The 21,554-nt window shown below is 70.8% G+C and carries 13 protein-coding genes; 6 read left to right on the top strand and 7 right to left on the bottom strand.

Features of this window, described 5'->3' with window-relative positions:
* The first annotated feature begins 19 nt into the window (after positions 1–19).
* A complete protein-coding gene (locus tag ACYVDG_RS00885; protein ID WP_460745733.1) occupies positions 20–2,056 on the top strand; it encodes a thioredoxin domain-containing protein in 2,037 nt (678 codons plus the stop codon).
* Positions 2,057–2,145: 89 nt separating this feature from the next.
* Here ACYVDG_RS00885 and ACYVDG_RS00880 read toward each other — a convergent pair whose 3' ends face one another.
* Positions 2,146–3,513 carry a serine/threonine-protein kinase gene (locus ACYVDG_RS00880; RefSeq protein WP_460745730.1) on the bottom strand — a complete coding sequence of 456 codons (1,368 nt, stop codon included), beginning with the start codon at positions 3,511–3,513 and terminating at the stop codon, positions 2,146–2,148.
* 578 nt (positions 3,514–4,091) lie between these two features.
* Between ACYVDG_RS00880 and ACYVDG_RS00875 the strand changes: the two genes are divergently transcribed.
* From ACYVDG_RS00875 to ACYVDG_RS00865, 3 genes are all read left to right on the top strand, one after another.
* Entirely contained in the window at positions 4,092–4,703 is a 612-nt protein-coding gene (locus ACYVDG_RS00875) for an RNA polymerase sigma factor (RefSeq protein WP_460745729.1), read from the top strand.
* Positions 4,704–4,796: 93 nt separating this feature from the next.
* Positions 4,797–5,558 carry an isoprenyl transferase gene (locus ACYVDG_RS00870; protein ID WP_460745727.1) on the top strand — a complete coding sequence of 254 codons (762 nt, stop codon included), beginning with the start codon at positions 4,797–4,799 and terminating at the stop codon, positions 5,556–5,558.
* A gap of 306 nt (positions 5,559–5,864) precedes the next feature.
* Positions 5,865–7,223 carry a PhoH family protein gene (locus ACYVDG_RS00865; protein ID WP_460745723.1) on the top strand — a complete coding sequence of 453 codons (1,359 nt, stop codon included), beginning with the start codon at positions 5,865–5,867 and terminating at the stop codon, positions 7,221–7,223.
* Positions 7,224–7,311: 88 nt separating this feature from the next.
* On the opposite strand, the gene ACYVDG_RS00860 is transcribed toward ACYVDG_RS00865, so the two are convergent.
* A complete protein-coding gene (locus tag ACYVDG_RS00860; RefSeq protein ID WP_460745718.1) occupies positions 7,312–12,471 on the bottom strand; it encodes an SCO7613 C-terminal domain-containing membrane protein in 5,160 nt (1,719 codons plus the stop codon).
* Positions 12,472–12,937: 466 nt separating this feature from the next.
* Here ACYVDG_RS00860 and ACYVDG_RS00855 point away from each other — a divergent pair, with 466 nt between their 5' ends.
* Both ACYVDG_RS00855 and ACYVDG_RS00850 read left to right on the top strand, forming a co-directional pair.
* Positions 12,938–13,630, top strand: a complete 693-nt coding sequence (locus ACYVDG_RS00855) for an aggregation-promoting factor C-terminal-like domain-containing protein (RefSeq protein WP_460745716.1) — start codon at positions 12,938–12,940, stop codon at positions 13,628–13,630.
* A 58-nt stretch (positions 13,631–13,688) separates the two neighbouring features.
* On the top strand, positions 13,689–14,348 hold the full coding sequence (locus ACYVDG_RS00850) for an aggregation-promoting factor C-terminal-like domain-containing protein (protein WP_460745846.1): 660 nt from the start codon (positions 13,689–13,691) through the stop codon (positions 14,346–14,348).
* Positions 14,349–14,536: 188 nt separating this feature from the next.
* Here ACYVDG_RS00850 and ACYVDG_RS00845 read toward each other — a convergent pair whose 3' ends face one another.
* The 5 genes from ACYVDG_RS00845 to ACYVDG_RS00825 form a co-directional block, all read right to left on the bottom strand.
* Positions 14,537–16,498 carry a serine/threonine-protein kinase gene (locus ACYVDG_RS00845; RefSeq protein ID WP_460745713.1) on the bottom strand — a complete coding sequence of 654 codons (1,962 nt, stop codon included), beginning with the start codon at positions 16,496–16,498 and terminating at the stop codon, positions 14,537–14,539.
* Positions 16,499–16,710: 212 nt separating this feature from the next.
* Complete coding sequence (locus ACYVDG_RS00840) at positions 16,711–18,099, bottom strand: class II fumarate hydratase (RefSeq protein ID WP_460745711.1); 1,389 nt, start codon at positions 18,097–18,099, stop codon at positions 16,711–16,713.
* Between the two features lie 125 nt (positions 18,100–18,224).
* Positions 18,225–18,794, bottom strand: coding sequence for a DUF1707 domain-containing protein (locus ACYVDG_RS00835; protein ID WP_460745844.1), 570 nt, complete (start codon positions 18,792–18,794; stop codon positions 18,225–18,227).
* A gap of 170 nt (positions 18,795–18,964) precedes the next feature.
* On the bottom strand, positions 18,965–19,441 hold the full coding sequence (locus ACYVDG_RS00830; protein ID WP_460745709.1) for an RNHCP domain-containing protein: 477 nt from the start codon (positions 19,439–19,441) through the stop codon (positions 18,965–18,967).
* The gene (locus ACYVDG_RS00825) at positions 19,438–19,782 is read right to left on the bottom strand and encodes an RNHCP domain-containing protein (RefSeq protein ID WP_460745706.1); all 345 of its coding nucleotides are present in this window, start codon (positions 19,780–19,782) and stop codon (positions 19,438–19,440) included. Before ACYVDG_RS00825 ends, ACYVDG_RS00830 begins: the two co-directional genes overlap by 4 nt.
* Between the last annotated feature and the right edge of the window lie 1,772 nt (positions 19,783–21,554).

Here is a 21,554-nt window from a genome sequence, read left to right as displayed (position 1 = left end):
CGGCTGGCAGAGTGGGGACATGTCCAACCGCTTGAGCGACGCGACCAGCCCGTACCTCCTGCAGCACGCCGAGAACCCCGTGGAGTGGTGGCCCTGGGGTGAGGAGGCCTTCGCGGAGGCCCGCCGCCGCGACGTCCCCGTGCTCATCTCCGTGGGATACGCGGCCTGCCACTGGTGCCACGTCATGGCACACGAGTCCTTCGAGCACCTGGCGACCGCGAGCCTGATGAACGCCCTGTTCGTCAACATCAAGGTCGACCGCGAGGAACGTCCCGACGTCGACGCCGTGTACATGGAGGCCACCCAGGCCATGACCGGCCAGGGCGGTTGGCCCATGACGGTGTTCGCCACCCCGGACGGTGCCCCGTTCTACTGCGGTACCTACTTCCCCCGTGACCACTTCCAGCGTCTGCTCGAGGGGGTGGCCACCGCTTGGCGGGACAAGCGCGCTGACCTGCTGGACCAAGGCGACCGGGTGGTGGAGGCGCTCGGGGCCCCGCGCCGTCTGGCTGCGTCCCCGCCCCCCACCGCGGCCGACCTGGACCTGGCCGTCCAGGCGCTGATCCGCGACTACGACGCCGCCAACGGGGGTTACGGCGATGCGCCGAAGTTCCCGCCGTCGATGCTGCTCTCCTTCCTGATGGCGCAGCACGAGCGCACCTTCCCCTTCCAGACCGCTGACGAGCCCACCCCAGCGGCCCTGATGGCGAGCGGAACCGCCGAGGCCATGGCCAGAGGCGGTATCTACGACCAGATCGGCGGCGGTTTCGCGCGCTACTCGGTGGATGCCGAGTGGGTGGTTCCGCACTTCGAGAAGATGCTTTACGACAACGCCCTGCTGTTGCGCGCCTACACCCGGATGGCGCGCCAGCCCGCGGGCGGCGACGCTGCGGCGGCCGCCGCCCACGCCCTCCTGTTGCGCGTGGTCCAGGAGACCGGGGACTGGCTGCTCCGGGACCTGCGCACTCCGGAGGGCGGTTTCGCCTCGGCACTGGACGCTGACAGTGAGGGCGAGGAGGGCACGTACTACGTGTGGACCCCCGGCCAGCTGCGCGAGGTCTTGGGCGAGGAGGACGGCGCTTGGGCGGCGGAGCTGTTCGGGGTGACCGAAGGGGGCACCTTCGAACGCGGTTCGTCCGTGCTCCAGCTCCGTGCCGACCCCGGCTCCGCCGAGCGCTACGACCGCGTGCGCGCGGCCCTGCTCACCTCCCGGGAGGGCCGGGTCCCGCCAGACCGCGACGACAAGGTCGTCGCGGCGTGGAACGGTCTGGCGATCGCCGCTCTCGCCGAGGCGGGCGCGCTCCTGGAACGCCCCGCCTGGATCACCGCTGCCCGAGAGGCCGCCGACTTGGTCCTGTCCGTGCACCTGCGGGACGGGCGCCTGGTCCGTACTTCGAGGGACGGCCGCCCCGGCCCCAGCGCCGGTGTCCTGGAGGACTACGCGGACCTCGCAGAGGGGTTGTTCGCCCTGCACGGCGTCACCGGTGAGGCCCGCTACGTACACGAGGCCGGGAAGCTCCTGGACACCGTCCTGGACCACTTCGGTGACGAGGACGGGGGGTTCTTCGACACCGCGGACGATGCCGAGAAGCTGTTCAGCCGCCCCCAGGACCCCACGGACAACGTCACCCCCTCCGGGCGCTTCGCCGCCGCCTCCGCGCTGCTCACGTACGCGGCACTGACCGGAAGCGAGCGCCACCGCGCCGCCGCCGAAGGGGCGCTGGCCGTCGTCCCGCTGCTGGCCGAGAAGGCGCCCCGCTTCGCCGGTTGGGGGATGGCCACCGGTGAGGCTCTGCTCACCGGACCGCGCGCGGTCGCCGTGGTCGGTGAACCGGGTGCGCCGGAGACCGAGGAGCTGGTTCGGACGGTGCTGCGCTGGGCCCCGCTGGGTACGGTCCTGTCCCGCGGCGACGGCAGCGACAGCGGGGGAGTGCCCCTGCTGGAGCAACGCACCGCCCTGGCGGGGAAGGCGACGGCCTACGTGTGTGAGGGCTTCGTCTGCCAGCTCCCGGTCACCACCCCGGAGGCCCTGAAGTCCCAACTGTCCCAGGGCTGACCGCCCGCCGAAGCCAGCGATGATCTTGCCCCTGTCTCCACCCTCGCCCGCCGAGAGTGGAGCTGGGGCAAGATCATCGTCAGAGGCGGCTAGTGGAGTTCGACTTCGTCGATGATCTTGTCGACCATGTCGGGCCGGTAGTCGGGCTGGCGGATCTCCAGGTACACCGTGGTGGCGGTGCCGGGCGGCTGCATGGCGACGGTGGTGAAGGACCCGTTGTCATTGCACTCGGGCCACTCCCAGGCCCGGCCTTCCCACCCGTCCAAACTGACCTCGCGCTCCTCCGGGGCGCCCGCGCAGGGGTCGGTGTCGGCAACCTTGCCCAGGCTGGGGGAGCCGGGCAGCACCGTGGCGTACACCCCGTACGCGGGTTTCCCGGTCTCGTGCCAGTCGTCGGCGTCGGTGGCCGCGAGCAGCCCCGGGCCTGCCCCGGCGTCCATCGCGGCCGGTCGGGCGTCGAGGTCGGTGTGGAACTCTTGGGCCCACGCCGACGGGACGTCGACGTGCACGTCCTGGGCGGCGTGCCGGACCGTGGTCAGGGACATACCGGGCTCGCCGAAGGAGGCGGTCATCCCGACCGCGAGGAGTACGCAGGTCAGGACGATGGCCCCGGTGCGCTGCCACGGCATCCGGAACCGGTGCCACCAGGGGGTCGCCTCGGGCAGGTTGGGCGCCATACGGATGGCCCGGACCCGGTCGGTGAAGGTCTTGGCGTCGCCGGGTCGGCTCTCACGGTCCACGGAAAGCGCGGACAGGATCAGCTCGTCAAGCGCGGGCGGCAAACCTGGCCGGATCCGGCCAGGTGCGACTCGGACCGGGGGGCGTGCCGGGGGTCGGCCGGTGATGAGTTCGTAGGCGACCGCGCCCAGTGAGTACACGTCCGAGCGAACGTCCAGGTCACCGCCGGGCATGCTCTGTTCGGGGGACATGTAGCCGGGGGTTCCGGCGGCGGCGGTGAAGCCGGAGGCCTCGTCGATCGCCTTGGCGAAACCGAGGTCGGCGACCAGGACGCGCTGGCCGACCGGGGAGGACTGGAGGAGCACGTTCGACGGTTTGATGTCCCGGTGGATCGTGCCGTGCCCGTGCAGCACGGTGATGCCCTGGCCGATCTCCGTGAGCAGGCGGAGTGCCTCGTCCAAGGGCAGCTGGCCGCGCTGGATGAGGTCGGCGACGCTGCCCTGGTCGGCGTAGGTCATCACCATGTACGGCCGCCCGTCGGGCAGCACGTCCACGTCGTGCACCGCCACCAGCCATGTGGAGTCGGTCTGGCGCAGGATGCGCGCTTCCTCCAGGAACCGGTGCTGGATGTCCATCTGGTGCGCCCAGTTCTCGGCGAGTACCTTGATGGCGACCGGGTAGTTGAGCAGATCGTCCTGCGCCAGCCAGACTGTGGCGAAGGAACCGGAACCCAGGCGCCGGATGACGCGGTAACGTCCGAAAGCCTCCGGTTGGCTCATTTCCGCCTCGGTCTGTTGGGGGTAAAAACGCGTTCGTTGCCCACTAATACACCATCTGCGCCCTCACGTTGGCTTCCGTGGATATGATCCCCTCCCCGGGTAGCGCTGACGCCTTCGGGGCATGGAAACTGGTGGTGCCCCTTCCAGGGAGGAAGCCTTCCAGGGAGGAAGCCTTCCAGGGAGGAAGCCTTCCAGGGAGGAAGCCTTCCAGGGAGGAAGCCTTCCAGGGAGGAAGCCTTCCAGGGAGGAAGCCTTCCAGGGAGGAAGGTCCCTTTGGGTGGGGAGCCCGTTCGGGTTCTGTGCGCCATGTGAATGGCGGATCGGAGAATGTGGAGTTGGTCGGAGCCGGACGGGACCCGTAGACGTCCAATTGACGTGTGACCCTCTACAAGGCGGGTGTAGGTGCCCTACGGCCCGGGCCGCCCGCACGCACTACAAAGAGGGCGCTCGCGCGTCCTAGGGCGTGTCCGCCGAACATGCCCTAATAGATGGTGGGCGCGAAAGCGTCCTGCAAGGTGGACGTGGAAGTGTCCGTATGGACGGCCGGACGTCTGACGCAAGCCAGGAAGAGATCAGCCATGAGCAGTAGTGATCACGCAGAACGCGGGGAGACCCCCGCCCCCCGCCGCCGGGTGGCGAGCAATGTCGACGAGGAGCTGGAGGAGCTCGCGCTCCGCGCCAGGGACGGCGACGCGGTCGCGCTGGACGACCTGCTGCGCCGTATCCAGCCCGAGGTGCTGCGCCGGTGCGCCCGGTTCCTCCCCTACCGCCAGGACGCCGAGGAGGCCTGCCAGGACGCGCTCCTGCGTGTGGCCCGCAAGATCGACAGCTTCAAGGGCGACTCCCTCTTCACCACGTGGCTGTACACCGTGGTGTCCAACTCCGCCCGGCAGACCTACCGTTCCATGAAGCGCCGCTCCAACGAGTTCCCCACCGAGGCCGAGCGGATGCCGCACCAGCGGGACCCGCGCACGACCAGCGTCATCGCCGGTTCGCGGATCGACCTGCTGGAGGCGCTCGAGCAGTTGGAGAAGGACCGCCCCAACCTGGTCGCTCCGCTGGTCCTGCGGGACCTGTGCCAGATGGACTACAACGAGATCGCCGCTGAGCTGGATCTCGCCCTCGGCACCGTGAAGTCCCGCATCCACCAGGGCCGCAAGCACGTGCGAAAGTCGTTGGCCGTGACGTAGTGTCCCCGGGCGAACTACTCTGGAAGTATCCCCGTCGGCACATCCGCCACAGGAGTGCGCCGTCTTTCGATCCAGCTCTGAGAGGTTCCGCCAATGGGGCTCCGTAACCCCCTGTACTGGCTGTACGAAAGGCGTCTCGAGCGCCGGCTGACCAGCCAGGAGATTCCTCGTCACGTCGGTGTCGCGATGGACGGCAACCGGCGGTGGGCGAAGAGCAGTGGTCTTCCGGGAGCCGAGCAAGGTCACCAGGCCGGCGCGAACAAGATCTTCGAGGTGCTCGGCTGGTGCAACGAGGTCGGTGTGCAGGTCGTCACCCTGTGGTTGCTGTCCACCGACAATCTCACGCGCGACGAGACCGAGCTCGGCCCCTTGGTGCGCATCATCGAGGAGACCATCGCGCGGTTGCGCCAGGAGGGTTGGAACACACGGCCCGTCGGCGCACTCGACGTTCTGCCCGATTCGACCGCTCGTGCCCTGAAAGAGGCGGAAGAGGCCACATCCGGCAACCCGGGTCTGGTTGTCAACGTCGCTGTCGGGTATGGGGGTAGACGTGAGATCGCTGATGCGGTTCGGTCCCTCCTGCACGAGGAGGCGGCCAAGGGCACCGAGATCCAGGAGCTGGCAGAGCGCCTGGATATCGAAGATATCGCCCAGCATCTCTACACGCGTGGACAGCCCGACCCCGATCTACTCATCCGTACCTCGGGGGAACAGCGTCTCTCGGGCTTCATGCTGTGGCAGAGCGTGCATTCGGAGTTCTACTTCTGCGAGGTCTTCTGGCCTGCCTTCCGCAGAGTGGACTTCCTGCGTGCGCTGCGTGCCTACGGTGCGCGCAACCGGCGCTTCGGCTCCTGACCCCCGCTCCTCACTCCCTTCCCGCACCCGTCCCGTGTGGCGGTCCGTGTCTGTCGACGGTCCGCCCGTAACGCGGAGTTCACCGGGTGCTGGGTTCGGGCACTGGAAAACGGGCTCTCGGGCGCGTAGCGTCGGAGCCAGCGGGTGGTGTTCGTCCACCCGTTCGGGAGGCCCCGTCTCATTGATCTTCTCCGCGCTCGCGGGTTGTCGAAGAGGAGGGCCGGACCCGGCCCTCGTGGGCCTGGTCCCGGTCCTCCAAGATCCCGTGACAGCAGGGTGCCCCAGCGGCACCCAAGGGGAGAACGAGTGGCTAGTTCCTCGATCGATCGCCGTGACATCCAGCCCCCCACCGCCCCCGGCGCGGAGGTAGGAGAGGGCTCGCGCGTCTACGTGCTCGACACCAGCGTCCTGCTCGCCGACCCGATGGCCATGACCCGGTTCGCCGAGCACCAGGTCATCATCCCCGTGGTGGTGATCACCGAGCTGGAGAGCAAGAGGCACCACCCGGAACTCGGGTACTTCGCTCGTAACGCGCTGCGCCGTCTGGACGACCTCCGGGTCGCACACGGCCGCCTGGACGTCGCCGTACCGGTGAACGAGCAGGGCGGCACGCTGAGGGTAGAGCTCAACCACAGCGATCCGACGATCCTCCCGGCGGGCTTTCGGCTCGGCGACAACGACACCCGGATCCTGACGGTGGCCCGCAACCTCCAGGAGGGATACGAGGAGGAAGACGCGGTCGTCCTGGTGAGCAAGGATCTGCCGATGCGGATCAAGGCCTCGTCGATCGGCCTCTCGGCGGACGAGTACCGGGCCGAGCTCGCCATCGAACACGGGTGGACCGGGATGGCGGAGCTCGATGTCCCCGCCCACAACATCGGCGAGCTGTTCTCCGCCGGTGAGAGCGAGATCGAGGAGGCCAGGGACCTGCCCTGCCACACCGGTCTGGTGCTGGTCTCCGACCAGGGCAAGGCTCTGGGCCGGGTCCAGGCGGACAAGTCCGTGAAGGTGGTGCGCGGAGACCGGGACGTGTTCGGTCTGAAGGGGCGCAGCGCCGAGCAGCGCGTCGCCTTGGACCTGCTCACCGACCCCGAGGTCGGCATCGTCTCCCTCGGCGGGCGCGCCGGCACCGGCAAGTCCGCGCTGGCGCTCTGCGCCGGCCTGGAGGCCGTTCTGGAGAGGGCCCAGCACCGCAAGGTGATGGTCTTCCGACCGCTGTACGCGGTGGGTGGTCAGGAGCTCGGCTACCTCCCGGGGACCGAGAACGACAAGATGACGCCCTGGGGCCAGGCGGTGCACGACACCCTGTCCGCGGTGACCAACGAGGACGTCATCGAGGAGATCGCGGACCGGGGGATGCTCGAGGTCCTGCCCCTCACGCACATCCGGGGCCGTTCGCTGCACGACGCCTTCGTGATCGTCGACGAGGCCCAGTCCCTGGAGCGCGGCGTGCTGCTGACCGTGCTGTCCCGCCTGGGCGAGAACTCGCGGGTGGTCCTCACGCACGACATCGGCCAGCGGGACAACCTCCGGGTGGGCCGCCACGACGGGGTCGTCGCGGTGATCGAGAAGCTCAAGGGGCACCCCCTCTTCTCGCACATCACCCTGAACAGGTCCGAGCGTTCGCCCATCGCGGCCCTCGTCACCGAGATGCTGGAGAACTGACCCGCACGCCCTGACCCGCACGCCCGCGCCCTCCCGGCCGCTTGGCCGGGAGGGCGCCCGTGTTCGCGGATGCGGTCGCCGTAGTCGGTCAGTGCATCGTGGCGACGAACCTTCCCGCCCGGCGCAGGCGCTCGAGGCTGGCTTCGTATCGGGCCCCGATGACCAGCAGCACCACACCGACGACCGCGAAGGGCAGCCAGTTGGGCAGCAACAGGGTGAGGTCCCACAGGGGCGGCCCGAAGGCGCGCAGCGAGGTGACGAGCAGGGCCGCGCCACCGATGACCAGCACCGCCTGGAGGCGCTGGCGCAGCCCCCACACCGTGATGGCCAGGCCGACGGCGAGCACGGCGGGGACGCGCCAGGCCATGTCGTCGGTCATGAGCACGAGCCACACGGTGGGCCCGAGCAGCAGCGCCAGTCCGCCGCCGTAGGCGAGCCAGCTCGACGGGGTCTCGACGGCCTTGCGCGACCACTCCCAGCCGATCACCAGGAAGGCGATCGCGGGCGGTGCCGTGTAGGCCTCGGGGACGGTCACGTTCCAGGACGCGAGAGCGGTCCACAGGGCGCAGAACATCAGCACGCCGCCGACGACCGAGAGCGCTTCGCGGTGGGGCCGCACCCCGCTGGCCAGGCTCACCACGCCGACCACGGCCAGGGCGACCGCGACCAGTTCCAGGCGGGCCCCCGCCATCACCGTGAGCATGAGGGCGCTGACCGCCCAGAACGCCGCGGGGATCTCGGTGGCCTCCAGGAGCGGGCCGCTCAGGCGCGGGGCGACCGCCGCCACAGCGGCTACCACGGCGATGGGGCCGAAGGCCGCGTACTCGGTCGGGGCGTTCAGGGCCAGCAGCAGGGTGAGGGCGAAGCCGCCCGTGGCCGTCGTGGCCGTCGCGGTGGAGGCCACTGCGGCGAACCGGGTGCGGCCCATGGCGCTGACGACCGACGCGGTCACCGCGGCCACCAGCAGGACCCCCACGGTGCTGTAGCGCTCCGAGAGCGCCCAGCTCAGCGCGAGCAGCATGGTGGCCAGACCGGTCAGCCACGGCATCCAGGAGAATCGGCCGTCGCGGACCAACGCGGACCCGGTCAGGAGCAGGGCACCCACAGCCAGGGTCCACACCATGGCCGAGAGGAAGGTCGCTCCCACAGCCACCGGAAGCGGCACGAGGGTCAGCGGCGTGACCAGAGCGAGGGCCGGGACCGATTTTTCGCGGTCCAGGAGCCACACGGCGCCTAGGGCCAGCACCCCGGCGACGAGGAGGCCGATGGGGACGGTCACCGCGCTGAGGGTGTCGGGCGGCCCTTGGATCCCGATGAACGTGTGCGCGGGGTCCAGGAGTGCCTCGAGCGGAGCCGCGTAGGTGCCGTGCGTCCAAGAGAAGAAGGACAGCGCCGGGATCCCGCGCGGTCCCACCACCAGCGGGGCGGCGGCCAGCAGGAGCAGCCCCAACACGCTGTACGGGAGCGGTGCGGCCGGCGGGGCCGAGCCGGTTGCTTCCGCCGACTCAGCCGCAGCTGAGTGCTCAGCGGCCTCCGTCGGCCCAGCCGGTGCGCTCGACCTCTCGCGTTCCGTGCGGCCGAGGACCAGTGCGGCCGCGCCGAGGAGCAGGGTGATCCCGCCGAGGAGCCACCAAGGGGTGTGGCCCTGGTCGGGGGTCCCGAGGGTCGCGGTGGCGACCAGCGTGGCGAACCCGGCGATGAAGACCCCGGTCCCCGTGAAGACCGTCAGTCCGTACACGAGCCGGGCTTCGGTACCGGGCACCTTGCGGTGGTGGGCCAGAGCGGAGAGCAGGACAGCGGTGGCGGCCAAGAGCAGCACGACCAGGGTGAGGTGTTGCTGCGGCAGCGCCCAGATCAGGGCGAGCACCATGGTGGCCAGTCCGGTCAGGCCGGGTAGCCAGCCGACGGTGGACGGCAGGCGGGTGGCCCACAGGAACAGGGCGGCACCGATCAGGAGCGTCCACAGGACCGCCACGGAGAACGGCGCGCCCAGCAGTACCGGCAGCGGCACCAGGGTGAGCGGGGCGACCAGCGCGAGGCCGGGAACGGACAGTCCGCGATCCAGCAGCCACACGGTTCCCAGGGCCAGCGCCCCGGCGACCACGATCCCGAGGACGACACCGATCGCGCTCGCGGTGTCCACCGGGACCGGGATGCCGATCAGCCCGTGCGCGGGGTCCCACAGGACCGACGCCGGCGCCGTGAACCCGGTGTGGCCCGAGGCCGAAACGGGTGCGGGAAGGCCGCGCCCGACCACCGCCGGGGCGGCCGCCAGCAGGAGCAGGCCCATCACGCTGAACGGGCCCGGTACGCCCGCCGCGGCCTGATCCTTCGGCTCGGGTGCCTTCGTGCGGTCCGTGTGGCCGAGGACCAGCGCGGTCGCTCCGAGGAGGAGCGTGATGGCGCCGAGCAGCCACCACGGCATCTGGCCCCCGGCGCCGAGGGCCGCGGAGGCGATCAGGGCGCCACAGCCGAAGGCGAGGGCCACGCCCCACGCGATGCCCGTCAGCCCGTACACGAGCAGTGCTTTGGACTCCTCGGTGGCGGGGGAGATGCCGCGGTGGGCCAGGGCGGAGGGCAGGACGGTCGCGGCGGCTAGGAGCAGTGCGACCAGGGTGAGGTGCTGTTGTGGCAGCGACCAGGACAGGGCGAGCAGCATGGTGGCCAGTCCGGTCAGGCCGGGCAGCCAGCCGACGGTGGGCCGGAGACGGGTGACCCACAGGAACAGGGCGGCGCCCACCAAGAGGGTCCACACGACCGCGGCGGCGAGCGGTGCGCCCAGCAGTACCGGCAGCGGCACCAGGACGGGCGGAACGGTCAGGGCCAGCCCGGCCGACAGCCAGTGGCGTTCGGTCAGGGCCACGACGCCCAACGCCAGAGCACCCACGAGAAGCAGTGCGAGGGAGTAGCCCACGGCGGAGAGGAAGTCGGTCTGCGCCGGAAGGCCGAGCGCGGAGTGCGCCGGGGCCCACATCGCCTCCGCCGGGGCCGACCAGGACTCCTGTGCGGAGAACAGGGTGAGCGCCGGTGTGCGTGCGGGCAGGGCCAGCAGCGGTGCGATCGGGAGCAGAAGCAGCCCCACCAGGGTGAACAGCGCACCCAGGTCGGTGGGCTCGGAGCGCTCTTCGGCGGCTCCGTGCCCGGCGGCCCCGTGCGCTCTTGAAGCGCCGTTCGCCGCACCGGCGCCGTGCCTCTTGGCGGGTTCGGGCAGGGAGGACGGGGTCGGCACCCGGCTCAGCAACAGGGCGGTCGCCCCGCTCAGCAGCGCGACGGCGGTCAGCATCCACCACTGGGCCTGGACGGTGCCGTCCTCACCCCGGTTGACGGCCAGGAAGAAGGCGCCGATGAGCAGGGCCAGGCCCCACAGGAGGGCGCTGCCCATGTACAGGATTGCGGCCCGGTCGCCCGGCCGCGGGCGTCGGCCCGGGACCGCGGCCCGGCGCGCCCCGGCCGCGCAGACCACCGCGGTGACGGCCAGGAACAGCAGGGCGGCGAGGGTCGTGTAGCGCTCGGGCAGCGCCCAGGCCAGCCCGGTCACGAGGGTCAGTGCTCCGGTGATCACCGGGACCGCGTTCAGCCGGCCCGGTAGGAGCGCGGAGCCCAGGACCAGTCCGCCGCCGGCCACCAGGGCCGTTCCGACCGCCACAGTCTGCGGCAGGCCGAGGAGCAGCGGGACGGCCAGGAGCGTGACCGGGGCGAGGCAGGCCAGCGTGCCGGGCAGGGCGGAGCGGCGCAGCAGCAGGACCGCGCCCGCGGCCAGCCCGGCCGCGACCAGGACCCCGGCCAGGAAGGCGAGGTTCTGCGGCGGCTGGGTGGCCGTCTGCTCCAAGCCCATCAGCTCCATGGCGGGGGCGGTCATCTCCGCCGGGGTGTGGCCCCACAGCGACGCCAAGCGGGGGAGTACGGGCAGGTGCGCGGGGCCCGCGACCAGCGGCATCAGTGCCAGGGCGCCGAGTCCGACGACGGTGTATCCGGTGAAGTACTCGGAGGAGGCCGTCGCGGGGCGCCGCCAGCGGTCCAGCAGCAGGCCGGTCACCCCGGCCAGGAAAAGGACGGCGGCGAGTGCCCACCGGTCGTCGGGCATGCGTCCGGTGGAGCCGAAGTCGGCGAACACCGCCACGGCGGTGCCGCCGAGTGCGAGCGCGCCGAGGACGAGTGCTGCGGCGTGCAGGGTCCGGACCGGGCCGTCCACCCGTATGAGGCCGAGGCGGCGCACGACCAGGACGTCGGCGAGCGCGGTGGCGGCGAGCACGGGCAGCAGCCACACGGGGGAGCCGTCGGTCGGGAGTGAGATAACCAGTAGCAGCGGGATCAACTGCGTGAACAGGGCCGCCAGGACCCAGGGCGAGCGCAGCGGCACCAGCGCCGGATAGATCACCAGGAGCGCGCTCATCACCGCGAGGGCCGCGGCGGTGTACCCGGGGCCGTTGGTGATCTGGTCGGCCAGGAGCCACAGGGCGAGCGCGTCCACGCAGAGCAGCCCGGCGGCCAGTGCCCCGAAGGTCTCGGCGGTGGCGTTCAGACCGCGCTTGTACAGCGGGTGGGCCAGCCCGGCGAATGCCAGGGTGGTGGCGCCGAGCACGGCGGTGCGCGCACCGGTGCTCATGTCGCTCCACGTCCAGATGGCGAAGACCAGGGCGGCGATGCCGACGAGGAGGCCGCCGAGGCCGAGGATGATGTTCTGGGCTGAGCGTCCGCTGACCTCGCCGCCCGGTCCGGTGGATGCGGGGTGACCGGTCCGGTGCGCGGTTCCGTGTGCGGCCGCGGGGGTCGGCTCGACCGCGGAGGTGGGCTCGACCGCGGGGGTGGGGAGCGCCGGTTCGGGCGCGGAGGGCTCGGCGGGATCTTCGGCGGGGGACTCTGCGGGTGCCGGGACGGCGGCGGCCGGGGCCGCGGCTGATTCGGGGCCGGCCTGCTGGGCTGCGCCACGGGCCGCCTGCGGTGCCGCCTCAGGGGCGGCCTGGGGAGACGCGTCCCGGGGCTCAGCCGGGGAGCGCCGCATCTCGGACTCCCAGCGCAGCCGGGCCAGGACACCGGGGCGTTCCCGGACCAGGGTCTGCTCGCGTTCGCGCAGGGAGGTCAGTTCGGTGTCGATCCACCACAGGCGGTGCGCGGTCGGCCCACTGAGACTGAGGCCGCAGGTCGGGCACACGTACACGGCGTCGGCCAGCGACGCGCTGCAGTCGGGGCAGTGGCGCGGCGCTCCAGGCGGAGGCGGTGGCAGTCCTTGGGCGTTCATGGTGCCCATGCTCCTCGCGGCGGCCTCGGGGCACATCAGTACGGATACTCAAACGGCCACTGTGCGCGCTACTCAGCCAAGACTCCTCGGACAGTGCCGCGCCGGTCCGGACGGCGCCGTCCCGGTGAGGTGGGTCTCGATTCGGCCCCCGCGAGACGATCGCCACAGGCCTGCCCGATTGACTCGGCCTTGACTCTTCGTGGTGAAGGGCAGGTCAGGGGCCTGGCATAGGGGCACATTCCGTGATGTGAGTCAGGACACAGTAAAACTGGCGTTACTTTGCCGTGACGGTAGTGCAGGCTGAGGTCGCTGCACAGTGAATCCCCCTCCCGCGTGGGAGCCCCACCCCGTGGTCGGTCGCACGGCGAATCCGTCCCCATCACGGCAGGTCGGCGGGCCACGCGGTCCAACAGCGGCGAACCACACCACGCGAACGTCCCCGAGGTCACGCGTGTGCCGAAGTGAAAGGGCGATTTTGCTACTCAACCGGATCTCACTGCGCCAGATGAGCGCGGTCGGAGCCGCCGCGCTGGTCGCGGGCGGCATGTTCAGCGTCTCGGCCTTCGCCGAGACCGACGAACTCGACCCGCGGCAGGCCGCTTCCGAGGCAAGCGTTCCCGAACAGCCCGAGGAGCCGGCCGAGGACTTCTTCGCAGCCTCGCCCGACTCCGACGAAGCCGAGCGCGACAACCGGCGCGAGGCGACCCGGGGCGAGGCGCAGGCCGCGGCCGACGAGGCCGTCCAGGCCGCCAGCGGCACCGGGGCGGAGATCCAGGAGCCGGAACCCGAGCCCGAGCCCGAAGCGGAGGAGACCCCCTCCGGCGGCTCCTCCGACGAGTCTTCCGGGTCCGCTTCGGTCCCCTCCGGTTCGGCCAAGGACATCGCTCTCCAGATGGTGCTCGACGAGGGCTGGGGTGCCGACGAGTTCCACAGCTGCCTCGAGCCCCTGTGGGAGAAGGAGAGCAACTGGGACCACACGGCCGAGAACCCCAGTTCCGGTGCGTACGGCATCCCGCAGTCCCTGCCCGGCAACAAGATGGCCAGCGAGGGCGACGACTGGCAGACCAACCCGGCCACCCAGATCGCCTGGGGCCTCAGCTACATCAAGGACCGCTACGGAAATCCGTGCGGCGCCTGGTCCCACTCACAGGCCAACAACTGGTATTAATAGGTTTTTCCCTGCCCTAAACCCCCTTTTGGGAAAGGCAATCGTGCTACTCAACCGAATGTCGCTGCGGAGTACCGCGGCCGTCGGTGCGGCGACCCTGGTCGCCGGCGCGACGTTCGCCGTCTCCGCCTTCGCGGACGACGGTGTGGACCCGGACGTGGCCGCCAGCGCCGCTGTGCCGCAGTCCGACGAACCCGCGGCCGACACCGACGAAACCCAGGACGAGGAGTTCTTCGCGTCGTCGGAGCAGCTGTCCGAGGACGACCTCCGGGCCCTGCGCGAGGACGCGCAGGACCAGCGTGACGCTGCCAGCGGCGAAGGGGTGCTCAGCACCCAGGCCACCGGCAGCGACATCGAGGAGGAGGAAGAGGAAGAGGAAGAGGAGGAGGAAGCCGAGGAGACGCCCGAGTTCACGGGCGACCCCAAGAGCATCGCCCGCGAGATGGTGTCCGCGGAGGGCTGGGGCGACAACGAGTTCGACAGCTGCCTCGAGCCCCTGTGGGAGCGGGAGAGCAACTGGGACCACACGGCCGAGAACCCCAGTTCCGGTGCGTACGGCATCCCGCAGTCCCTGCCCGGCAACAAGATGGCCACCGAGGGCGACGACTGGCAGACCAACCCGGCCACCCAGATCGCCTGGGGCATCGGCTACATCAAGGACCGCTACGGCACCCCTTGTGAGGCCTGGGCCCACTCCGAGTCCGTCGGCTGGTACTAGTACCGCCCACGGCTGCCAGAGTCTCTACGGCCGCCAAGGCCCCCAAACCTGCTGCGGCCTCCCGAAGCCGCCAAGGCCGCTAAGGCCCGAAGGTCGACCAAATCCCCCAGGGTCACGAGAACGGCCCCACGCACGTGCGTGGGGCCGTTTCTTGGTACGCGGTTTCTCGTGCGCGGGCCGACGGTGCGTCAGCCGAGGGGCTCGAAGGTCTCGATGACGTCCTCGTGGATGTTGTCGTAGTCCCCGGCCTCCTCGCGGGGCACGTTCACGTTCACGAGGTAGAACTGCCGGTGGTCGCCCCGCTCCGCGATCACCGCGTAGACCCAGAACGTGCGCTCCTGGTTGGCCCAGCTGGTGTTCACGAGGTCGGCCTCGACCATCGCCACGTCCAGCCCTTCGAGGCCGGTGTCGAAGTCGTCCCGGTCGAAGTCCTCCTCGTCCTCGACCACGTAGCCGCTGGTGGCGTCGCCGTCGATGTCGGTGCCGCCGTCGGTCTGTTCCAGGAACTCGGCGGCGGTGCCGGTGTGCTGGGTCTCCTCCCAGCTCTCCACCGTGATCTGGTGCTCCATGCCCGGCGCGACGAAGGAGACGAAGGCGTCGTCGACCTCGCTGTCGTCCACGGTCCAGCCGCCCGGATAGTCCATCGAGAACCAGTCGGACGCGAACGGCTGCAGGTCGTCATCGTCGTACTCGGGCGGGACGCCGTCGACCTGGGCGTCCTCGTCCCGGTCACCGCCGCCCGGCTCCTGGTCCCGCTCCTGACCGCGTTCCTGGCCCTGGTCGGCGCGCTGGTCGGTGTCCGAGCCGCTCCCGGGGTTCAGCGACACCACGACCACGATCGCCCCGACGACCAGAATCGCCAGCGCGGTCGCGCCGAGCGCCACCATGGACTTCCCGGAGCCCCCGCGCCGTTTCGGACCCTCGGGGCCGCCGGCCGCGTACATCCCGCCACCGGGGCCGCCGGGGCCGCTGTAGTGCCCCTGTCCGTACTCCGGACCGTGCCCGTAGTCGTGCTGGCCCGGGTAGGGGCCCTGGCCGTAGTAACCGCCACCGCCGTGCCCGCCCGGGTAGGGGCCCTGGCCGTAGTAACCGCCACCGCCGTGCCCGCCCGGGTGCGGCGTCTGCGGGCCGCTGGCGTACTGCTGTGCCGGGTAGCCCCCGCTTCCGCGGCCGTGCCCCGGGTAGCCGCCGCTGTGGCCTCCACGCGCCTCCTGGGGGTCGCTGTCGGACAGCCCGCCCGCAGCCGCTGCGCCCAGGGCGCCGCCGGCCGCGGCCGCGCCCATCATCCCGACGGCACCCGGGCCGCCGGACGAGCCGCCGGACGGGCCGCCGCCTTCGCGGCACTGGCGCAGAAGGTCCAGGGCCTGGTCGACGGTGAGCCGACGGGCAGGATCGCGGTCCAACAGGCCCGTGATCACCGGCTCCAGCCACCCGGCCCGCTCCATCGGGGGCAGCGGGGCGGAGATGACCGCGGCGATCGCGGCGGTGATGTTGTCGCGCCGGAACGGGGACGTCCCCTCGACGGCCGCGTACAGGGTGACGCCGATCGCCCACAGGTCTCCCCGGTGCTCGGCCGGGCCGCCCTCCAAGCGCTCGGGCGGCATGTACTCGGGCGAGCCGATCAGCGCCCCGGTCCGGGTGATGCTCGGACCGCCTTCCATGGTGGCGATACCGAAGTCCGTGAGGATGACCCGGCCGTCCGAGGACATCATGATGTTGCCCGGCTTGATGTCCCGGTGCAGGACACCCGCCCCGTCCGCCGCGCGCACGGCCTGCAGGAGGGACTCGGCGATGTCCGCGACCCGCTCGGGAGGCAGGGAACCGGCCTCGCCCAGCATGTCCTGGAGGGAACCGCCCTCGACGAGCTCCATGACCACCCACGGGTTGTGCTCGTACTCGAAGACGTCGTGGATGGTGATGACCGTGGGGTGGGCGATCCGCGCGGCCGACTGCGCCTCCCGGCGCACCCGGGCGTGGGCGTCGTCGCGCTCCGCGTCGGTGAAGTGTCCGGGGAGGAGGACCTGTTTGATCGCGACGACGCGGTCCAGGGCGGTGTCGTGTGCCTCCCACACAATGCCCATACCGCCGCGGCCGAGCTCACGGCGCAGGACGTAGCGGTTCGCGATGGCGCGTTCGCTGTTACTCGACATCTATCGCCCTCTCGAAGCGGGCTCCATACGGGGTGCTCTGACAAGAATGTCCGACGTGCCCCGCAGAGGAAAGGTTCGTGGTGGTGGAGGAGAGGTATCGCATCGGTATGCGGGAGCGGTGGCCCGGGCGGTCGCCCGGGCCGGTCGGGACCACACCACGGGGCACCTCGCGTGCGCGAGGTGCCCCGTGCGGGTATGACCGGTGACCGGAACTACTGGGAGTTGGTCATCTTGAGGACGTCGAGGGCGGCGTCGAGCTGAGCTTCCGTCAGCTTGCCGGACTCGAGGTAGCCGCGCTCCAGTACGACCTCGCGGATGGTCTTCTTCTCGGCCAGCGACTGCTTGGCGACCTTTGCGGCCTCCTCGTAGCCGATGTACCGGTTGAGCGGCGTGACGATCGACGGGGAGGACTCCGCGTAGGTGCGGCACTGGTCCTCGTTGGCCTCGATACCGGCCACGCAGCGGTCGGCGAAGACCGTGGAGATGTTGGCGAGGAGGCGGATCGACTCGAGCACGTTGCGGGCCATCATCGGCAGCTGGACGTTCAGCTCGAAGTTGCCGGAGGCGCCGCCGAAGGCCACCGCGGCGTCGTTGCCGACGACCTGCGAGGAGACCTGGAGCATGGCCTCGCACAGGACCGGGTTGACCTTGCCCGGCATGATCGACGAGCCCGGCTGCAGGTCGGGGAGGAAGACCTCGGACAGGCCGGTGGTCGGACCGGAGCCCATCCAGCGGATGTCGTTGGCGATCTTGCAGTAGCCGATCGCGATCGCCCGCAGCTGGCCGGAGAGCTCGACCAGGCCGTCGCGGGCGCCCTGTGCCTCGAAGTGGTCGCGGGCCTCGGTCAGGGGCAGACCGGTGTTGGCGGCGATCTCGGCGATGACGCGGGGGGCGAAGCCCTCGGGGGTGTTGATGCCGGTGCCGACGGCGGTACCGCCCAGGGGCAGCTCGGCCACGCGCGGGAGCACGGCCTCGATGCGCTCGACGCCGTAGCGGACCTGCGCGGCGAAACCGGCGAACTCCTGGCCCAGGGTGACCGGGGTGGCGTCCATGAGGTGGGTGCGGCCGCTCTTGACGACGGACGCGAACTCGGTGGACTTGCGGGTGAGTTCACCCTCCAGGTGGCGCAGCGCCGGGATCAGCTCGTTCTGCACGGCCGAGGTGGCGGCGATATGGATGGAGGACGGGTACACGTCGTTGGACGACTGCGAGGCGTTCACGTGGTCGTTGGGGTGAACGTCGAGGCCGGTGCGCTCCTTGGCGATGCTCGCCACGACCTCGTTGGTGTTCATGTTGCTGGAGGTGCCAGAGCCGGTCTGGAAGACGTCGATCGGGAACTCGTCGTTCCACTTCCCTTCGGCGACCTCGAGGGCGGCCGAACGGATGGCCTTGCCGAGGTCGTCGGCGATGACGCCCAGCTCGGCGTTCACCTTGGCGGCAGCGGCCTTGACCTCGCCGAGCGCGGCGATGTTCGCGTTCTCCAGCCCCTGGCCCGAGATCGGGAAGTTCTCGACGGCACGCTGGGTCTGGGCCCGCCATTTGGCCTCGGCCGGGACCCTGACCTCGCCCATCGAGTCGTGCTCGATACGGAACTCACTCATTGCAACCCATCTCTCCTGGGAAAACCTGTGACCTAAAGCCTGCCAGACGCGGCGGAGCAGATCGCACCTCACCCGGGCTTCCCGCTGTTACACGTGTCATGTTGACGTCGTCCCAGGTCATGGCCCTAAGAGTTGAGCTGGGGCCGGTTGCGCCGTCGGGGCAGGAAGCGTCGGCGCTTAGGGGCGCGTACCCGCACGCTGCCGAAGATGCTGAACCCGCCGACCTCCAGGACCGGGGGGTTGGACAGGGTGGGGCGGCGTGCGTTGGTGCTGCGCCTGCCGAAGAAGGACCAGCCGGTGAGCCGCACCTCCACGCCTTCGGGGACGTCGATGATGACGCGGCCGAAGAACACGCTGGCCGACATCCGGTGGTGGTTGTGTGTGAGCAGGGCCTCGCGCATGTCGATCTCGGCGCGTCCGGCGACCGCCCCGGCTGGTTCGTCGGGGAGCGCCACCCACCGTCCCTTGCGGGTGAGGGTGGTGAACCAGCTGACCATCGGCTCGGGATCCAGCTGGATGGGTTGTTCCTCCGCGGACATGAGGTCGGCGGTGATCTTCGGGAGTTCGCCGAGGGTCTTCGCCTCCTGCGCCTGGTTCAGGCGCTCCTCGAACTCGTCCATGTCGAGGCGGCCGTCGGTCACAGCGGAGCGCAGGACTTCGCTGACTCGTTCGCGGTCGCTGTTCGAGGCCCTCATTCGGGCGGGGGATACGTCCTCACTCACGCCAGCAAGACTAAAGGAATCGCGCCCTGGCGGAACGAGTCCCACAGGCGGTAAAGGCGGCGGTGACGGATCGGTGAGGGGCCGGTGGCACGTGGGGCTGTGCGGGGCCGCGGGTCCGGCAGGGCCGGGCCCGCGGCCACCGCTCACAGGCGGACCAGCGCCCGGTGGGCCGTTTCGGACACGGCCAGGGGGCGTACCGCCAGGCGGACCAGGGCACGGGCGTTGTCGTCGCCCGCGACCCGGTTGGCGCTCAGTTCTCCGCACGAGAGGCAGCGGTGGATGATCAGCCACTCGCCGTCGGGGCGGGCGCTGACACTGGTCGCCGCCATCCGGCCGTGGCAGTCGGCGACCCGGTCACCCGGGACACGACCGTCCACGTGCAGGCTGGTGAGGCAGTGCGGGCAGTGGTTGCGGTGTGCGGTGCCCAGTGCCCGTAGCGGCACGTCGAGCCGGCAGTGGGCGCAGCGGAAGGACTCCGCGACCGGTCCGGACCGGCGGCCCTGTTCGCCCCTGGCCCGTAGGGCGGCCTTGGGGCGCTGCTGTCGGCGCCGTCCGCGCCGGCCACGCGAGCCGTTCCGGTCGCTGTGGCGGCGGTCGTTGTTGAGTCGGCCCACGCTCACACCTCCCCGAGCATCTCGAGCGGGAACGGCGGTTCGGCGAGCGGGCGTACTGCGATCCGCATCAGGACGAGCGGGTTGTCGTCGGTGGCCACGGCGCTCTCGGACAGTTCGTCACAGCGGACGCAACGGTGGACGAGTCGCCACTTGCCGTCGCGTGGAACGACGACGGAGATGGGTGTCATGCGTCCGTCGCAGTCGGAGCGGCCGCCGTCGATCTGGTCGTGGACGTGGCGCGAGTGCAGGCAGCTCGGACAGTGGTCGCGCGGTTCGCCGTCGAGGGCGTGCACGCCGAGGCCGCAGAGAAGACAGGTGAAGGTTTGGCTGGGTTCGGTGTTGGACACCCGGAAACTCCTTGCTGGAGAGTGAGAACAGATCAACAGCAAGAGCGCCGAGCGGGTCTCGACGTGGGCGGGGTCCGGTCAGGCGTCCGAAGGGATTCGGGGCAGGCGGAGGCCCGCGCGGCTGTGAGGCGCGCTCGGCGCGTTCCGGGGCATACTCACCTGTCCGTTTCCAAGGGGCGTCCCAGCCCCGCGTGCGTGTTCGAATCCGTCCCCTTGACGTTAGACAAGGGGCGAAAGTGGGCGCAACGTGTTTTTCCTCGCCTGTGGACCCGGTCGGGAAGCGGGAGGGCCGGGCAGCGGGAGGGCCGGGGCCAGACGTATCGGAGGAAGGGGCGGGATCAGACGTATCGGAGGAAGGGGCGGGGCCGGGCCGGGCGACCAACACCGTCGTAGAGCCTGGTGGCAAAGGGGGTTTGGTTGCCCAGCCCTTGGGCTGGGCCGCTTTCCGCGTGGGTGGGGAGCCCGCGTGGGGAGTCCGCGTGGGTGGGGGCTGAGGGTGGCTGGGGTTCCCCGCTGGTGCGGGTTTCCCCGTTTCCTGCCGCTTGATGGTGGCCGTCTCCGCTGCGCGCGTCAAGGTCGTCGCCATCGAGCGCTTCGCGCATCATTGGCGCTCCACCTTGACCCGCTTCGCTGCGACGGCGGGTCGGCGGCAGTCAGGAAACGGGGGACGTGTGGTCGGGGCCGTGGATGCCCCGGCCTTCGGCCGGGAACTGCTCCGAGCCTGCGGCCCGGTCCGGCCGTGGCCGGCCGGATTCCTTCCCGTGGGTCTGGTTGTGTCGGCAGGCGCGTCGCAATCCAGTGGCCGGTGGGCGACGAAGGGCCCGAACAGGTGCTTGGGTGGCTGGGCGCGTCCCACCGGTCTGGCGGCTCGGTGGTGGGTGGCCTATACGGGTGCGGGTGGTGCTGTTGGACCGGTCGGGTGTGGGTTCCAGGGCATCGAACCCCCCTGTTGGAGTCATTTTGGGCGCCGAGATTGCCTCCAGGGAGGGGGTTCACTGGCCCGGGTGCTTCTGGGCGGGGGCTCGGCGCCCCAGGCGCCCCCATGTGGGGGGGGGGTAGCGGGCGCCCCCGGTGGGCGCCCCACACGGAGGCAGCCCCGCTGTCCGAAACCGGCCCGGCGAAGATGACCGCTGCGTCCGAAACCGGTTCATCCCCGATGATCTTGCCCCCAGCTCCACCCTCGGCCGTCGAGGGTTGAGACAGGGGCAAGATCATCGTTGGAAAGGGGGCCCACCCCTGACCGAAAGTCCGGTGGGACGCGCCCGGCCATGCGCCCGGCCTGTTCGGGTCCTTCGTCGCTGGCTGGTCACTGGATTGGGACGCGCTGGCCGATGAAGCCGGGCGGATGGGCAGGGATCCGGCCGGTCACGGCCGGACCGGGCGAAGCCCGGCCCTTCGGGCCGAAGGCCCGGGGCCCGAAGGGCCCCTTGGGGCCCCGACCACACGTCCCCCGTTTCCTGACTGCCGCCGACCCGCCGTCGCAGCGAAGCGGGTCAAGGTGGAGCGCCACCGACGCGCGAAGCGCTCGATGGCGACGACCTTGACGCGCGCAGCGGAGACGGCCACCATCAAGCGGCAGGGAACGGGGAAACCCGCACCCAACAACAAACCCCAGCCACCCTCAGCCCCCACCCACGCGGATTCCCCACCCACGCGGATTCCCCACCCACGCGGATTCCCCACCCACGCGGATTCCCCACCCACGCGGATTCCCCACCCACGCGGATTCCCCACCCACGCGGATTCCCCACCCACGCGGATTCCCCACCCAC

The organism is Nocardiopsis oceani, from assembly GCF_054777395.1.
Note: the sequence above shows the minus strand (reverse complement) of the source record. Positions and strands in the feature narration are given on the sequence as shown.

Bases quoted from the DNA above. Each gene is read 5' to 3' on its own strand.
- ACYVDG_RS00885 (WP_460745733.1), top strand. From the start codon at position 20: ATGTCCAACCGCTTGAGCGACGCGACCAGCCCGTACCTCCTGCAGCAC.
- ACYVDG_RS00880 (WP_460745730.1), bottom strand. From the start codon at position 3,513: ATGAGCCAACCGGAGGCTTTCGGACGTTACCGCGTCATCCGGCGCCTG.
- ACYVDG_RS00875 (WP_460745729.1), top strand. From the start codon at position 4,092: ATGAGCAGTAGTGATCACGCAGAACGCGGGGAGACCCCCGCCCCCCGC.
- ACYVDG_RS00870 (WP_460745727.1), top strand. From the start codon at position 4,797: ATGGGGCTCCGTAACCCCCTGTACTGGCTGTACGAAAGGCGTCTCGAG.
- ACYVDG_RS00860 (WP_460745718.1), bottom strand. From the start codon at position 12,471: ATGGGCACCATGAACGCCCAAGGACTGCCACCGCCTCCGCCTGGAGCG.
- ACYVDG_RS00850 (WP_460745846.1), top strand. From the start codon at position 13,689: ATGTCGCTGCGGAGTACCGCGGCCGTCGGTGCGGCGACCCTGGTCGCC.
- ACYVDG_RS00845 (WP_460745713.1), bottom strand. From the start codon at position 16,498: ATGTCGAGTAACAGCGAACGCGCCATCGCGAACCGCTACGTCCTGCGC.
- ACYVDG_RS00840 (WP_460745711.1), bottom strand. From the start codon at position 18,099: ATGAGTGAGTTCCGTATCGAGCACGACTCGATGGGCGAGGTCAGGGTC.
- ACYVDG_RS00835 (WP_460745844.1), bottom strand. From the start codon at position 18,794: ATGAGGGCCTCGAACAGCGACCGCGAACGAGTCAGCGAAGTCCTGCGC.